The sequence below is a fragment of the Priestia sp. TRM10 genome, assembly GCF_057808375.1.
Genome location: NZ_JBJZOT010000009.1, coordinates 160,505 through 175,873 on the forward strand (window position 1 = coordinate 160,505; position 15,369 = coordinate 175,873).

Here is a 15,369-nt window from a genome sequence, read left to right on the forward strand (position 1 = left end):
ATGTACTATGGATAATGAGACAAAGGACTATAAAACATACTTAGAAGACTGGGCTAACGATTTATACAGCCATTGGGACTCTCTTTCCTCTCACCGAAAAAATGAAGAAGAATGGCACCAAAAGTGGAAGGAATTTGCTCATCTTTTAGAAGAAAATCATGATCAAGATATGCCATATGCTTGTTTTGAACGAGCAAAAGAGCTTTACCTTTTGTGGGAAAACGCCTATGAAGAGAAAGAGCGAGATGAAGAAATTCATCACGATGAAGAGAACCACCATGATGAAGAGGGTCACCGTGACGAAGCAAATCATCATGATGAAGAGTCTCGCCCTGCTTTTAATCCTGTACCGATTGGAGGACATACTTTACCTCCTTTACCATATCCGTATGAAGCACTTGAACCTTATATTGACCGCGAAACAATGAGGCTTCATCATGACAAACATCATCAAACATATGTTGATGGGTTGAACAAAGCAGAGAAAGAAATGAAAAAAGCGAGAAGCAGTGGAGATTTTACGCTTATTGCCCATTGGGAACGAGAAGCCGCTTTTCACGGTGCTGGACATTATCTTCATACGCTGTTTTGGAATGTAATGAGCCCAAATGGTGGAGGAAAACCAAGAGGTGAAATACGAAAAGCGATTGATAGCACGTTTGGAGGATTTGAACGATTTAAACAACAGTTTACAGAAGCCGCAAACAAAGTAGAAGGATCTGGGTGGGGTATTTTAGTATGGGCTCCCCGTGCTCATCGTGTGGAGATTTTACAAGCTGAAAAACACCAAAACTTAAGTCAATACGATGTTATCCCCCTTCTAGCTCTTGATGTATGGGAGCATTCTTATTATTTGAAATATCAAAATGACCGCAAGAAGTATATTGAGAACTGGTGGAATGTTGTCAATTGGGCACATGTTGAAGAACGTTATCGTGAAGCAACGAAAGTGAAATGGAAGCCATTTTAATATAATATAAATATCGCTCTTTTTTAGTTGTGGAACACCTTGCCTTGGGGTATAATGAGACTATCTCTTACAATGGAAATGTGAACAACAGATTCATTCCTCATAAAAAGGAGCGATATGTTTATGAATATTACGATTTATTATGGAAGTCACGATGATAAAACATTACATACAATGGACTGTTTTGTAGAAGATGAAACAGATGAAGAAGGTTCAAACCTTGCATAATCAAAGCATTGATGATACTGATCAATGCTTTTTTTGTTTCCTTTTTTATTATACTGGATGAAAAATAAGAGAAAATCTTCCTTCTCTCTCAATTTTTCCTCTTCTTTTTCTTTACTTTTAGAGAAAAGTGCTGTAGTATAGGGTTATAGAACATCTGTTCGTGTTACTAATGCAAGGAGCTGAGCTTATGGCAAGAATGACAAAACATAGTCGTAGAAAAACCTCTTCCCCTACTCTTTCAAATACTGGTTTCATTGGGGCAACGTTCACAGACTTAGATGATTTAACGAAATACGAATACTACTTCTCTCGTAAAAAGCTACAAATTACACATCACGTGCTTGATGGGCTATTGCAAGGAAGCAGCATTTTATTTTCGCAGCACGGTATTCCTGCGCACATCTCCTGCATCTATTTACCAAAGCAAAAGAAAATTGGTCTTGTTTTATCTAAGACACCCTTCCGCCGTAAAGAAGGAAAAAGTTATTTTATTAACTACCTACGTGAAGTTGGACATTTAAATGAAGATGAAAAAATAAAAGAACATGAAATTTTTAATACAGGCTTTATTGGCGTCATCTTTGCAGATCTCTCTAAAGTCGAACGTTTTACATTTCAATTTGAGTTAGAACTTCTGTCTCAATTTTTAAAAGGTTTAATCATTCCTGCAAAAGAGCTTTTCCTTCGTCATAACATTCAAGCTTATATCTCTTCTGTTGAACTTACTCATGAAGGGAAAATTGGTTTCGTTCTTTCAAAGAAACCATATGATGAAAGAAAGGAAGCAGACCTTTATTTCATTGAATACTTAAAAGAACGTGGATTATATGAAGAGGAAGAAGAATTTATCCCTATACATAGTGAAAAGACTCTTTTTTAAAAAAGAGTCTTTTTTGTAGGACTAGCCAGAATGTTTTTATTTTTTCTCTTTCCTTATCTCTTTATTGACGAAACGTGCGCCCTCTTGTATTATTTTTTAGTATTATCGTGGTTCGTAACCCTCCCACGCTAAAAAACTAAGGAGAAATAGATTGATGAATATTAGAATAATGAGTATTAACGCCCTTGTAGCGGCTTTATATATCGCCGTATCTCTTTTAATTCAACCATTTGGCTTTACGAACATTCAGTTTAGACTTTCTGAGATGTTTAATCATCTTGTTGTATTTAACAAGAAGTTTGTTTTTGGCATCGTTATTGGAGTTTTCTTAACGAATTTACTATTCTCACCGCTTGGAGCATATGATCTTATATTTGGCGTCCTTCAATCTCTTATAGCTCTACTTGTTACAATTGGAGTAGGCCGCTATATAAAGAACTTATGGGCTCGTATGATGGTGAATACAGCTATTTTTACAGTAACAATGTTTATTATCGCCTTTGAGCTACACTTAGCATTAGGACTTCCCTTCCTTTTCACATGGCTTACAACAGCTGTTGGTGAATTCGTTGTAATGTTTATCGGTGCTTTTATCATGATGGCTTTGAATAAAAAAATATCTTTCAAAACGCTCTTGAATTAAAAGAGAAAAGGCAAAAGGCTTCCTTATGACAGGAAGCTTTTTTATTATGAGAACCATTATATAAAGTCCTCACAAGATTAATTAATGCGCATAAACTAGGATTGTGATATTTAACTATATTTGAAAGGATGTAATGACTGTGTATCCTCTTTATACTACCTCACATCAGCTCAAACAAGAAACTTTATTAAAGGTTAATCCATGGGTACAATATGGTTTAAATGAAGCTCAAAAAACATCTATCCCTCATGCAATGATGGAAATAGCAGCTATTACTTATCTGATGGGTAAAGGATATGATCCACGAACAGCCCATCAAATTGTCGAGTCATGGGAAATTAATGAAACGTTTTATCTGTAATAAGTGAACAGATAAATGATTATGTTAAAAATCCTGTTCAATTCAACAGGATTTTTGTTTCCTATAAATTTCATTATATGGATTATAAATACACAAAAAGAGCAAAAAAACGACTTTTTTAAAGAAAAGGTCGTTTTTCTTATCGACAGATTAAATATTAGAGGTTAGATGCCTAATCTTATTTATGTTGCTGGGGAAGAAACTCTAACTGCTGCAAAGTGTGTACTTGGACTTGCTTGGATTGCACCAGCGGCAGTACTTCTCATTGCTACCTGTACCTGATCTCCAGCATTTAACTGAAGCATCTCAGTAGTCGTTAGGATTGCCGGGATATTACCTGTAAAAGTTTCACTATTTCTTCCCTCAATTACATCGCTATTTATCAGGAAAACCATTTCTAAGGTAAACTCACCAATAGTATTCGGTTGAAACTCAACAGATGCAGTGAGCGAATATACACCATCCGTTTGTGGAATAAATGTAGATGTATTTGGATTATATTCATTCGCTAAATCAAATTGTTCATTTTGAAAAAGAACTTGGCTAGCAGCGTTTGCGGGAAGAAATTGATTAGCAGTATTATTGATAGCTCTGAATGCTGACAATATTACGCTGCCACTTTTATGATTGGGGTACCAGACTTGAGATTTCTTATAAGGATAATGCGTACTTATTTTAATCACTCCTTTTTAAATAAAAAAAGATTTTGAGACTCTTCAATAGAAAGAAGAAGCTGACAACCAAAAGTTCACTTTCACAATTTTTGGGGTCAGCTTCTTTTTATCCATACTGAGAGATGATTCAAAGCATAATCCATTTAACAATATGAAAAGGTATAAATATTTTCATATTATTAATATTTTTTCTTGCGGTCGCAATCATGATCTTCTTTGAAGTAAAGATATCCTTTTAGAACAAATTTCTTTTTCTCATCTTTATCATCATGTTTACAATCATCTTTATCTTCGTATTTACGACGATCCTCTTGCTCTTCACAATAACATTTTACTTTTTTAAATTTATCATGTTTGTCATGTTTATCATAACAAGAGTCTTTTTTATCATAATCATATTCAAATTCATACATAGACGTGTTCACCTCCTCACATCTTATATGTAATATCATATGAAATTGTTAGAGCAAAGATTGGATGAATATTACACGTCAAAAACCTGTTTTGGCCTAAAAATATAAACTTACTCTTTAAAAAAGGGTTGAATGATCAAAATTATCTTAATAGAGGGTTTTATCTATTTATTTCTAATAAGGCCATTTCAACTAATAGGAAAGATATCGAAAGGAATAATAGGTTATTTTGTTATATTAAAAAGAGGTTGGGTAACTAGACACCGAACCCTTTTCAATGCTTATAATTACGTTATGTTAACTAACTTTATATAAAAAGAAAACAACTACCTTTGTAAGAAGATAGCTGTTTTCTACTAACAATATGATTTGTAATCAATGCCTCATGGCGTCTTTGAGTAGTTCACTCAAAGGAGCTTCACCGCTTCCCATACACTCTTTTAAAGGTGATCCGCCATTTCTTAAACAAGTGGATAACAGGACTCCCTCCATTTTCCTAACGCATACAATCAACTTCTTATATTTAAGTAAAAAAGCTCTTATCAATGTAATAAGAGCTTTTTTACTTAAAGGTTTTTAGTTAATCTACAGGTTGCGTATTTTTCAAAATGGATTCTTAGCTTTTATTGTCAAATAGGAATTTGTGACATAGTTTTAATCAAATTTTCTTTCAAAGCTACTGTTTAGGATTTCTTTGAAATCACGTTTTTCTTGGTGCAAACCAACCAATTAGGGCAATACCGACTAATACTCCGTAGAAAATCAATGTCCAAGCGGTACTGTGAGGAAAATCATGATCTAAGAACCCAATATCCTCGTGGGCAAGGGTAATGACAGCAAGTTTGACACCGACCCAAGCAACAATGACATATGCTGTTGTTTCCAATGCTGGACGTTTTGCAAGAAGCTGCACAAACCAGGTTGCTGCAAACTTAATTAAGATAAGGCCAGCAATACCGCCAAGAAGAACAACAATAAACTGCCCTCCATCCATACCACCAAAATCACCGAGCGGTGAATCTGGAAGACCAAGGGCAAGAGCAACCGCAGCTAGTATCGAATCAATGGCAAAAGCGAGGTCAGCTAGCGCAATCTTTGCTACTGTCGGCCAGAAACCTTTTCCAGCAGCTTCCTTTTCATCGTCCTTATGAATATCTTTATTCTTTTTTCCAAAACGTGCTTGAATAACATGTTTTAAACCTAAGTAAAGAAGATAAGCTGCTCCTATCGCCTGTATCTGCCAGACGTTTGCGATAAAAGAAATGGCAAAAAGAGCAACAAATCGAAAAACAAAGGCCATAATGATACCATAATTTATAGCTTTTCTTTTCTCATTTTCGGGTAAATGCTTGGCTATAACTGCTAGTACAAGAGCATTGTCAGCCGATAACAATCCTTCTAATCCGATTAGAATTAACAATGCCCAAGCATACTCTAGCCATATTGATTCCATCCCCTTCTCCCCTTTCTAAAATTAAAATATCATTTAAAAATTCCACTAACATTAGACTTTCCCATTAAGCCATAGGTAATTCTATAAAATACACTTTAATGGTTTTGATCGTTCTTTCTCTTCCTTTATGTGGAATCTCACCTCTTTATGTAGGGATTAGAAAACTAACATAACAAAAATTCAGAGAAAAAATGGCTTAAGAAAAGCTCGGGTACAAAGCCTCTTACTCCTCATCCCCATGCCTCATTTCTAATTGAAAGAGGAATAAAAGAAATCCAAAAAATTTCGGGACATAGTGATATCAACACCACTATAAACATCTAAGGTCATAAGACGAAAAATTAAAAAGAAAGAACTTCTCACAAATTTGGTCAATTCATGAAAAGTCTCAATGAAAACCTGTAATTTTCAACTAAATGTGGTCATTCTTAATATACCTAAGCCAAAATCCTCGTTTCCCCTTTGTAATAAAAAAAGACTTCCTTATGATAAGGAAGTCTTCTCGTCATTACGAAAACCACTTTGTATATGTTGATACATCAGTCTTTTTAACAGTTTTTGGCTCTTTAGCAGGATATCCAATATAGAGAAATCCAACAACCTCTCCTCTTTCTGATAAACCAAAAGACTGAGCAATTTTTGGATGATAACAAATATCTCCTGTACGCCAAATCGCACCAAGACCGCTCGCATGGGCCGTTAACAGCATATTCTGAATCGCTGCACTTACAGCTGCGTACTCTTCTTTTAACGGAACTTTTGGTTCATTACTTGGCTCTACCCCTACTACGATAACAAGAGGAGCGCGAAAAGGATTATTTTGCTGTTTTTCAATTCTTTTTTGATTTTCCTCTGTTGTTATATCTTCCATATTCTCTTTAATAGCATCTACTAAAGCGGTTGCTAGCTTGTTACGCCCATCTCCTTCTAACACAAAGAAGCGCCACGGCTCTGTTCGAAAATGATTTGGAGCCCATACAGCAGACTGAAGAATCCGCTCTGTTACATCTCGAGGAACAGGATCTTGTTTCACAACTCCAACTGTTCTTCTTGTTTTAATTGCTTCAAACACATTCATTCCTTTTTCTCCTTTTAGTTTGTTTTTTGAGCTACTTCCTTCTTTTTTGCTTCTTGACGACGCTTGTGTAAAATAGGCTCAGTGTAGCCGCTTGGTTGTTCATACCCTTTAAAAATCAAGTCCCGAGCTGCTTGGAAAGCAATAGATCCTTCAAAATCAGCAGACATTGGTTTGTAGTTTTGATCTGTTTTGTTTTGTTCATCTACAACTTTTGCCATTCTTTTTAATGTTTCTTCTACTCTACCTTTTGTACAAACCCCATGATGAAGCCAATTTGCAACATGCTGGCTCGAAATACGCAGTGTTGCTCGATCTTCCATCAATCCAACGTCATTAATATCCGGCACTTTGGAACATCCAATGCCTTGATCTATCCAACGCACAACATATCCTAAAATTCCTTGAGCATTGTTATCAAGTTCTGCTTGAATCTCCTCATCCGTCCAAGCTTTATTCTTACTTACAGGAACATGTAAAATATCATCTCGCACATGTTGATTTTGGCGCATTAAAGTATGCTGAATATTTGCTACGTTTATACGATGATAATGGATAGCGTGAAGCGTTGCAGCCGTTGGCGAAGGAACCCAAGCTGTGCTTGCTCCTGCCTCTAAATGTGCACTCTTTTGCTGGAGCATATCTTTCATTTTATCAGGCATTGCCCACATTCCTTTACCAATTTGCGCTTTTCCCTTTAAGCCGGCAGAAAGACCAACACTTACGTTTGACTTTTCATAAGCTCCAAGCCAAAGAGCAGATTTCATATCCTGCTTTCGAATCATTGGGCCTGCTTCCATTGAAGTATGGATTTCATCGCCTGTTCGGTCTAAAAATCCCGTATTAATAAAAACAATCCGCTCTTTTACTTCACGAATGCATGCTTTTAAGTTTAGCGTTGTGCGGCGCTCCTCATCCATTACACCAATCTTCACGGTATTTCGAGCTAAACCAAGTATATCTTCTGTTCGATTAAAAAGCGTATTAGCGAATGCTACTTCTTCAGGTCCGTGCATTTTAGGTTTTACAATATAAATCGAACCCTTCTTGGAATTGCGAAAAGATTCGCTTTGCAAAAGATCGTGTTTTGCAATTAAGGATGTAATCACTGTATCAACAATTCCTTCAGGTACCTCTTCTCCTTTTTCGTTCAAGATAGCATTTATTGTCATTAAATGACCAACATTGCGAACAAAAAGAAGAGATCGCCCCCGCAACGTAACGCTTCCTCCTTCTGGAGACGTGTACGTGCGGTCTTTATTTAATGTTCTTGTAACCATTTCATTTCCTTTTTGGAATGTAGCAGATAAAGTGCCATTCATAAGTCCTAACCAGTTGCGATAAACATCAACTTTATCCTCTGCATCAACAGCTGCAACAGAGTCCTCGCAGTCCATAATTGTAGTTAATGCTGATTCCATGACAATATCTTTAATACCTGCTCGGTCACTACTCCCAATTGGGGATGAATGATCAATTTGGATTTCTAAATGAAGACCATTGTTTTTTAACAGAAGAGATGTGGGGCTTTCGGGGCTGCCTAGATAGCCAGCAAACTGCTTTTCTGTTTTAAGAGATGTGCGGCCTCCGCCTTGAAGTACTGCTGCAAGAATGCCGCGGTCAACCGTATATTTGGTTACTTCTTCATGAGACCCAATTGCGAGAGGGCAAATATCATCAAGGAACTTTTTAGCATATGAAACAACTTTATCTCCTCTTAACGGATTAAATGTTTTTCCCCGCTCACTTCCACCTTCTGTTGGAATAACGTCTGTACCATAAAGCGCATCATATAAACTTCCCCATCGGGCATTTGCTGCATTAAGAGCATAGCGCGCATTGTTGACAGGAACAACAAGCTGTGGACCCGCCATTGTAGCAATCTCTTCATCAACGTTTTCTGTTGTGACTTTAAAATCGTCTCCTTCGTCTTGTAAATAACCAATACGTTCTAAAAAAGCTTTATAATCAGAAATGGATGTTCCTTCTTTATGTTCTTTATGCCATTTATCTATGCTGTTTTGGAGGTCTTCACGCTTCTGTAGTAGCGCTTTGTTTTTAGGTGCTAGTTCTTCGACAATAGATTGAAACCCTTTCCAAAATTCTTCTTTCTCAACACCGCTTCCCTTTAGAGCTTCTTCATTTACAAAGTCATATAAAATAGGGGACACACGAAGGTTCCCAACTTTAACGTATGATTCCATCATAACTCTCCTCCTTTAGGTCTTAGGCGAATTTGAGACAAAGGGCATAAGAAAATAAATAGCACAGATTCTCTATTTTATTAAAAATATAGCATGAACGCTTTTTTATTTCAATAATTTTCTAAATATTCAACTTTTAACAGAATTTCTTTTCCTTCCTTTCTCTTTTCCTTTTCTCCTCTTTTTAGGTACAATAGAACATAGGAGGTGACATATTGAGGAAACTATTCTCTTTGATTATTCTCATTGCTGTGCTGTACTTTTCTTGGCCCACTTTACAAAAGATTGCGGAAGATCCTTCTCCACAGTCTGCCATTAACCATATAACATCTAAAATTCAAACAATTGAAGATAATCCTGATGTCCAAGATACATTTGCTAAACTTTCCACAGGACTCACAGAACTTTCAGGTAAAGTTGATGAAGCAATTGCTGCCCTTCCCTTTACTTCGGAAGAACAGAAACCAAAAGAAGTGAAGAAGCCTAATCTAGACGTACCAGAAAATCAAACTTTTTCTGTTTATAATGTCGAGATTGGAGATGATCGAACAAGTGTTGAGAAAACGCTTGGACAACCACAGCGTTCAACGCTCAATGAATATGGAGTAGAATGGGTAGCTTATCACCAAAACTATGAGCACTTTATGATGGTAGCGTACAATCAAGAAAATCAAGTTGTTGGACTGTATACGAACCAAGATTTAATTTCTTCTACAAAAGGAATCAAACGTGGTTCAACAAAAGAAACGGTTGAGAAAACGCTTGGTGATCCCCTTACAGAAATACGCAAAGGCTTTGTGTACTATAAATTAGAAAAAGACCGAGATTATGATATGTACAAACTTGATCATAGTTTCGTTACGATTTTCTATGACAAGCATGAAAACAATACAGTTACATCGATCCAGATTATGAACGAAAACCTTGAAGAAGATAAACAAGACTTTTATACAAAAGGCAGTGAAGCTCTTCAAAAAGGGTTTGAATATCAACTTTTTGATCTCACAAATGCCGCCAGAGTAAATCATGGCCTTCCTATTTTAACATGGGACGATCAAGTGAAAGAAACAGCTCTCGCTCACAGTGAAGATATGGCTGAACATAATTATTTTGATCACCAAAACCTCCAAGGTCAATCTCCATTTGATCGTATGAAAGAGGATAATATTCGCTTTACGGTAGCAGGAGAAAACCTTGCATACGGGCAATTCAGCAGTATATTTGCACATGAAGGGCTAATGAACTCACTCGGTCATCGTAAAAACATTTTACAACCTGACTTTAGACGGTTAGGCGTTGGCGTTGCTTTTAATGAAGAAGCACAGCCATATTATACAGAAAACTTTTTCACAAAATAAAAAAGCAGGTAAAAACCTGCTTTTTTATTTTTCTGTTTGAGCAACAAGATTAAATAGAAAGATATAAATAAGCTTATATGCTTCTCCAATACTCATTTCTTCGTGAAAACCTTGCACTCCATCAAGAGCAAAGTTTACATCCCAGAGGCCATCATTCCCATTAAAGCTAAGCTCAAATTTCCCTCCACTTATTTTTTCTGAAAGATAAGTTTTAATCACATCATGCCATTTCTTCTGTACTTTTAATCCAAGAAGAACATTATAGTAACGAAAAACATCATCAAGCTCAAGCGTTACCCCTTCAACTCCAATCATCTCAAATAGAGGCGATTCAGTGTATGCGAACTCCTCCATGTTCTCTTTAAAAAAAGAGAGCGGCTTGTCTAGAAAATTTGAAGGTGTTTCTTCTGCTATCATTTCCTCTGTTTCTTTATTCACTCGCTCAATATACGCATCAAAAAAACGAGTGTACGAATCTGTTTCTGTCACAGATAGCCGAGAGATAAGCTCTTTTTCATTTATGTATGCTATTTCGTCTTTGTAAAGCTCTATTGAATCCTGAGCAATTTGCTTTTCTTCTAGCATTTTCATTACATTCTCTTTTAACATCTATATTCCTCCTAAATCTCTTTCTTCATTATAATAGTGCATTAAGCAGCGCTTTTCAAACTGATAAAAAAAGCCCCCTTAGTTTTCACTAAGAGCGCTTTTTAAAGACTAGTTAGATTCTCACAACGTGACCTGCGAAGTGATCAGCCCAGTATCCACTAGACATATTAGCAATAGCAACGCCTGTTGAGCTTTGTGCACCGATGAATTGGCCTCCACCAACGTAAATACCAACATGTCCATCTTTTTTATATGTGTCAAAGAAAACAAGATCTCCTGGTTTCATGCTACTTGCTGATACTTTTGTTCCTTTATGTTTGAGCGTATCTGTGCTAACAGCCCCCATTGGCCCTAAGTCTACGCCAACTTGAGCATATGCCCATCGAACAAAACTAGAGCAATCGAAAAGTCCATTATCAATATCTGACTGTGTACGTCCTCCACCAAATACATAAGCAGAGTTTCCGATCCATTTGTTTCCTACTGTTACAACATTTCCAGATGTTGGCGTTGAGCTGACATTTGAAGATGGTGTAGATGTAGTCTCTGCTTTTACAGAAGAACGTTCTTCTGATGTAGTTGTTGATTTTGATGCTGCTGCAGGAGCAGCTTTCGCTTGAGGTGCTTGTGCTACTTCAGCACTGTTGCTTTCTGTATTTTGCTTCGCTTCAGCTGCTGCTTTTTTCGCTGCCTCCTGCGCCTTTATTTCTTCTTGACGCTTTTGTTCAGCTGAGATGCTTTCATCAAGGTTAGACTCTTGATCTTTTAAGCTACTTGATTGCTGTTCTAAGGCTTCTTTAATATCTGCGCTGTCCATCTCTTGCGCTTTTAGGTCTTCCATTACTTTGTCTTTTTGCGCTGTTTGTGTTTCAAGCTGTGCTTGCATTTCCTCAAGCTCTGCTTTCATATCTTTTAAGCTAGAAAGTTTGTCTTTCACTTCTTTTTGTTTCTTTTCTAAGCTATCTTGCATATCTTTTGTTTCTTGTAAAAGATCACGGTCAGCTTCAGCTACTGTATTTACTGCAAAAGCGCGACCAATAAGGTCACCGATATCTGCAGATCCAAGAATAACAGAAACATAGTCTACGTTTCCACCACTTTTTTGTAGAGAACGAGCACGCTCTTTAATAACTTCTTCGCGTTGTGCTAACTTTTCTTTTAATTCATCAATCTCTTTTTCTAGTGATTTCACTTTTTTATTTGTTTCTGTAATTTGCTTTTCTGTTTCTTCTACTTTTTCGTTATTTTTCTCTGTTGCTAGATTTAAACGATTAAGCTGAGCAATTAATTCTTTTTGTTCGCTCTTCAGACTGCTAAGCTTGTCTTCTGCTTCTTTCAAATTGCTTTGAACATCAGCTTGTTTTTTCTGAACTTCTTGCTTTTGAGCTTGCATTTCGCTCATTGTTTGAGCATATGTCGGTGTTGAAAGTACAGCACTTAGCCCTAACATTACCGTTGCATTAAATGCGATCATTTTCTTTTTCAAAACATTTTCCTCCGCTTTCTTTCCCGTTCGATGATTCCATTACCTTCTTTATAGTTCACGTGTCAGTATGTATTCTTAATATGTATTATGAAGAAGAGAATCTTAAGGTTATTTATATTATCGATCATTGTTTATTTATAAAAGCCAATACTGGCAAGAAACGACTAAAACCAACATTTTTTTCTTTAAAAAGTATATCATGAGAAATGATGAAAGGGAGATTAATTATATTACAATTTCATTTCAAACATGTAATAGTAGCGAAATGGTAATAAGTGTGGTAAAAGCAATAAAAAACCAGCACAGAAAAAGACTTCTATGCTGGTTTCTTTCAGCTCATTAATTCAGCAATAATTTCATAAGAACGAAGACGGGCTTTGTGATCAAAAATTTGTGAGTTAATAATTATTTCGTCTGCATCTGTATCAGCTAGAAATTGCTCTAGTCTTGCTTTCACCGTCTCTTTTGTTCCAACAATTGTAGAGTCTAATTTTTCTGCAATAATCGACTTTTCATAAGGAGTCCATACTTGTTCCATATCATCAACTGGCGGCTTAAGCTGTGTTGGTGTACCGCGAATTAAGCTTAAAAACTGCTGTTGCTGAGATGTTGCAAGACGCTTTGCTGCCTCTTCTGTATCTGCTGCAACAACGTTTACACCTACCATCGCATATGGAGTTTGCAAATGTTCTGATGGCGTGAAATGATCCCGATACGTTTTTAAAGCTGGAATCGTATAATTTGGTGCAAAATGGCTTGCAAAAGCAAATGGAAGACCAAGACGCCCTGATAGACGCGCACTAAATCCGCTTGACCCAAGAAGCCAAATCGGAATATTTAATCCTTGACCTGGAATAGCTTTCACAAAACGGCTATTTTCAGAAAAATAAGCGCGCAATTCTTCCAGCTGTTGGGGAAATTCATCCCCAGTTGTACCGAGCGTTCGTCTTAATGCTCTTGCTGTATTTTGGTCGCTTCCAGGGGCGCGTCCAAGACCTAGGTCTATGCGACCAGGATACATAGATTCCAATGTTCCAAACTGTTCAGCGATAACTAGAGATGCGTGATTCGGTAACATAATTCCCCCAGAACCAAGACGAATCGTTTTCGTTCCCCCTGCTAGATATCCGATAACAACAGATGTTGCAGAACTTGCTATTCCAGGCATGTTATGATGTTCAGCAACCCAGTACCTGTTGAATCCCCATTTCTCTGCATGTTGTGCAAGATCCAAGCTGTTGCGAAAAGCGTCAGCTGGTGTGCTCCCCTCATTCACTGGTGCAAGGTCAAGCACAGAAAATTTAATATCATGAAGTGTTTTTGATTCAGTTGTTCCTGACATTCTAATCCTCCTCTTATATAAAAGACTTCAGAAAGAGATTGACTTCTTTAAAATGTTGAATAAGGCAAAAAATCCTCTTTATGTTAAGGCATTTTCCAGTCGTTTATTCAAAAATAAATATTACGAGAACCGAAAGAAATTGTCTAATAATCAGCTTACACTATGGATGATTTACATCATATTATTATCTTCTTTTACAATTAAAACAAAAAAACCTATTAGTTATTCACTAATAGGTTTTCTCAACTATGTATAACACCGATTACATACCATTTGAAATTCTTTTATTATGACGTTCTGCCACTTTATAAGCGTCGTACATGCCCCATATCCAAAGGATAGGTGTTGTAATGAAGCCGATAAGAACAAACGTTAATAACCAGCTAAAAAAATATACAATAATAAAAATGATGCCTTTTGCAAACTGACCGTTATAAATTTGCCCTAGTCCAGCAATTAAAAAGCTTAGCACTGCAGCTAATCCAGGGTTTTTTGGTTGTTCCATCCTTCCTCCTCCTTTCCAAACATTACAGATCATAACATAAAAAAGAATTTTTTCCTACCTTATTCCTAAAATACATAACTTTTATTCTTTTAAAGTTATGAGAACTTTCTATAAAAAATACGCGTTTCTCTCTAAGAGAAACGCGTATTTTCAAGGTAGTCTCTTTTCAAAAAAACTCCACATGATTTCACTTGCATTTGGACCTTCTTCATCTGTGTAGCTTCCTAACAGGGATCCGCCAGACCAAGCATGCACCATATTGTTTACAATATATTTTTCTAATACTATCTGTCCATTCTCATTTGTATAGCTATATTGTGTATATGCTTTACCTCCTTGCTTTGTTTTTTCTACTACGCTATCCGCTTGGTCATCAATCGTTCCATTTAGAATTCCATCATCAGCCCAATCGTTTGTTGTCGCCCATTGACTGATAACTTGGTTTCCATTTTTCAACACAACTGTTCCATCCGCATTTCCATGAAACACAATAACAGGCATAACACGCGCATTCTTCCCCATTTGTTCGTATGCATACTTTCCTTGTAGGTTAGGGTTAGGCCCTCCATTTTGCATCACGTAAAATGAGGAAAAAGCATTGCTTGATGCCCCGTATTCAAGGCCTGCGCTTACTCCAATACTTGCAAACTGCTCAGGATATGTGGCACCTAAAATAACGCTCATTCCCCCACCTGCTGAAAGTCCTGCAACGAAAACGCTTTGATTTTGAATACTATACGTTCCTTTAACCTTATTAATCATCCCTACAATAGTAGCAGGTTCTCCCCATCCTCTTTGTTGATTAGAGATGCTAAACCAGTTCCAGCATTTATTGACGTTTGCAAATGAAGATTGTTCAGGATATAAGACAAGAAACCCTTTTTCTTCCCCAAGCTCGTTCATTCTTGTTCCTTTTGCAAAATCATCCGCACTTTGACTGCATCCATGTAGCATCACAACGAGAGGATAATCTTTGCTTCCATCATAAGAAGATGGAATGAAAAGCTTGTATGTTTTACCTCCGTATGTTCCATTTATAAAAGAAGATTGAGCCAAAGCAGGTTCATTAAAAAAAGAGAAAGTTCCGAATATAGCTACACAAAGCACAATAACTCGCCATAACTTTTTCAAATAATCCCTCCTAAGGAAAGCGTTTTCAAAAAAATCC

The 15,369-nt window shown here is 36.7% G+C and carries 15 protein-coding genes and 1 riboswitch; of the genes, 5 read left to right on the forward strand and 10 right to left on the reverse strand.

Annotated elements, in window-relative coordinates; translation table 11 throughout:
* Positions 1–7: 7 nt before the first annotated feature.
* The 4 genes from ACK3CR_RS07715 to ACK3CR_RS07730 all read left to right on the forward strand — a co-directional run bounded on the left by ACK3CR_RS07715 (position 8) and on the right by ACK3CR_RS07730 (position 3,082).
* Entirely contained in the window at positions 8–970 is a 963-nt protein-coding gene (locus ACK3CR_RS07715; protein WP_488975201.1) for a superoxide dismutase, read from the forward strand.
* A 424-nt stretch (positions 971–1,394) separates the two neighbouring features.
* Complete coding sequence (locus ACK3CR_RS07720) at positions 1,395–2,078, forward strand: hypothetical protein (RefSeq protein ID WP_243520797.1); 684 nt, start codon at positions 1,395–1,397, stop codon at positions 2,076–2,078.
* 101 nt (positions 2,079–2,179) lie between these two features.
* Positions 2,180–2,224: riboswitch (PreQ1 riboswitch) on the forward strand.
* Positions 2,225–2,232: 8 nt separating this feature from the next.
* Complete coding sequence (locus ACK3CR_RS07725) at positions 2,233–2,721, forward strand: QueT transporter family protein (RefSeq protein WP_243519776.1); 489 nt, start codon at positions 2,233–2,235, stop codon at positions 2,719–2,721.
* A 133-nt stretch (positions 2,722–2,854) separates the two neighbouring features.
* Complete coding sequence (locus ACK3CR_RS07730; RefSeq protein WP_225985310.1) at positions 2,855–3,082, forward strand: hypothetical protein; 228 nt, start codon at positions 2,855–2,857, stop codon at positions 3,080–3,082.
* A gap of 182 nt (positions 3,083–3,264) precedes the next feature.
* Here ACK3CR_RS07730 and ACK3CR_RS07735 read toward each other — a convergent pair whose 3' ends face one another.
* The 5 genes from ACK3CR_RS07735 to ACK3CR_RS07755 all read right to left on the reverse strand — a co-directional run bounded on the left by ACK3CR_RS07735 (position 3,265) and on the right by ACK3CR_RS07755 (position 8,901).
* Positions 3,265–3,687, reverse strand: coding sequence for a C1q-like domain-containing protein (locus ACK3CR_RS07735; protein ID WP_243519774.1), 423 nt, complete (start codon positions 3,685–3,687; stop codon positions 3,265–3,267).
* Between the two features lie 248 nt (positions 3,688–3,935).
* The gene (locus tag ACK3CR_RS07740) at positions 3,936–4,169 is read right to left on the reverse strand and encodes a hypothetical protein (protein WP_328124349.1); all 234 of its coding nucleotides are present in this window, start codon (positions 4,167–4,169) and stop codon (positions 3,936–3,938) included.
* A gap of 700 nt (positions 4,170–4,869) precedes the next feature.
* Positions 4,870–5,622, reverse strand: a complete 753-nt coding sequence (locus ACK3CR_RS07745; protein WP_151587238.1) for a TerC family protein — start codon at positions 5,620–5,622, stop codon at positions 4,870–4,872.
* Between the two features lie 508 nt (positions 5,623–6,130).
* Positions 6,131–6,700: a nitroreductase family protein gene (locus ACK3CR_RS07750; RefSeq protein WP_243519769.1), complete on the reverse strand. Its 570-nt coding sequence runs from the start codon at positions 6,698–6,700 to the stop codon at positions 6,131–6,133.
* Between the two features lie 14 nt (positions 6,701–6,714).
* Positions 6,715–8,901 carry a malate synthase G gene (locus ACK3CR_RS07755; protein WP_488975215.1) on the reverse strand — a complete coding sequence of 729 codons (2,187 nt, stop codon included), beginning with the start codon at positions 8,899–8,901 and terminating at the stop codon, positions 6,715–6,717.
* Between the two features lie 215 nt (positions 8,902–9,116).
* On the opposite strand from ACK3CR_RS07755, the gene ACK3CR_RS07760 reads away from it, so the two are divergent.
* Positions 9,117–10,259: a CAP domain-containing protein gene (locus tag ACK3CR_RS07760; protein ID WP_488975202.1), complete on the forward strand. Its 1,143-nt coding sequence runs from the start codon at positions 9,117–9,119 to the stop codon at positions 10,257–10,259.
* A gap of 24 nt (positions 10,260–10,283) precedes the next feature.
* Here the strand turns inward: ACK3CR_RS07760 and ACK3CR_RS07765 are convergent, their stop codons facing one another.
* From ACK3CR_RS07765 to ACK3CR_RS07785, 5 genes are all read right to left on the reverse strand, one after another.
* Positions 10,284–10,868 carry a branched-chain amino acid aminotransferase gene (locus tag ACK3CR_RS07765; protein ID WP_243519763.1) on the reverse strand — a complete coding sequence of 195 codons (585 nt, stop codon included), beginning with the start codon at positions 10,866–10,868 and terminating at the stop codon, positions 10,284–10,286.
* A 112-nt stretch (positions 10,869–10,980) separates the two neighbouring features.
* Positions 10,981–12,354: a C40 family peptidase gene (locus ACK3CR_RS07770; RefSeq protein WP_328124353.1), complete on the reverse strand. Its 1,374-nt coding sequence runs from the start codon at positions 12,352–12,354 to the stop codon at positions 10,981–10,983.
* Between the two features lie 331 nt (positions 12,355–12,685).
* Positions 12,686–13,696 carry an LLM class flavin-dependent oxidoreductase gene (locus ACK3CR_RS07775; protein WP_488975203.1) on the reverse strand — a complete coding sequence of 337 codons (1,011 nt, stop codon included), beginning with the start codon at positions 13,694–13,696 and terminating at the stop codon, positions 12,686–12,688.
* Positions 13,697–13,958: 262 nt separating this feature from the next.
* Positions 13,959–14,201 (reverse strand): DUF5683 domain-containing protein, encoded by a 243-nt coding sequence (locus ACK3CR_RS07780; protein ID WP_243519757.1) that lies wholly within the window; start codon positions 14,199–14,201, stop codon positions 13,959–13,961.
* Between the two features lie 150 nt (positions 14,202–14,351).
* Positions 14,352–15,332, reverse strand: a complete 981-nt coding sequence (locus ACK3CR_RS07785) for an extracellular catalytic domain type 1 short-chain-length polyhydroxyalkanoate depolymerase (protein ID WP_488975204.1) — start codon at positions 15,330–15,332, stop codon at positions 14,352–14,354.
* Positions 15,333–15,369 lie beyond the last annotated feature (37 nt).

Excerpts from the sequence above, each read along its gene's own strand:
- ACK3CR_RS07780 (WP_243519757.1), bottom strand. The coding sequence starts at position 14,201 with ATGGAACAACCAAAAAACCCTGGATTAGCTGCAGTGCTAAGCTTTTTA.
- ACK3CR_RS07745 (WP_151587238.1), bottom strand. The coding sequence starts at position 5,622 with ATGGAATCAATATGGCTAGAGTATGCTTGGGCATTGTTAATTCTAATC.
- ACK3CR_RS07715 (WP_488975201.1), top strand. The coding sequence starts at position 8 with ATGGATAATGAGACAAAGGACTATAAAACATACTTAGAAGACTGGGCT.
- ACK3CR_RS07765 (WP_243519763.1), bottom strand. The coding sequence starts at position 10,868 with ATGTTAAAAGAGAATGTAATGAAAATGCTAGAAGAAAAGCAAATTGCT.
- ACK3CR_RS07755 (WP_488975215.1), bottom strand. The coding sequence starts at position 8,901 with ATGGAATCATACGTTAAAGTTGGGAACCTTCGTGTGTCCCCTATTTTA.
- ACK3CR_RS07725 (WP_243519776.1), top strand. The coding sequence starts at position 2,233 with ATGAATATTAGAATAATGAGTATTAACGCCCTTGTAGCGGCTTTATAT.
- ACK3CR_RS07740 (WP_328124349.1), bottom strand. The coding sequence starts at position 4,169 with ATGTATGAATTTGAATATGATTATGATAAAAAAGACTCTTGTTATGAT.
- ACK3CR_RS07720 (WP_243520797.1), top strand. The coding sequence starts at position 1,395 with ATGACAAAACATAGTCGTAGAAAAACCTCTTCCCCTACTCTTTCAAAT.
- ACK3CR_RS07775 (WP_488975203.1), bottom strand. The coding sequence starts at position 13,696 with ATGTCAGGAACAACTGAATCAAAAACACTTCATGATATTAAATTTTCT.
- ACK3CR_RS07750 (WP_243519769.1), bottom strand. The coding sequence starts at position 6,700 with ATGAATGTGTTTGAAGCAATTAAAACAAGAAGAACAGTTGGAGTTGTG.
- ACK3CR_RS07730 (WP_225985310.1), top strand. The coding sequence starts at position 2,855 with ATGACTGTGTATCCTCTTTATACTACCTCACATCAGCTCAAACAAGAA.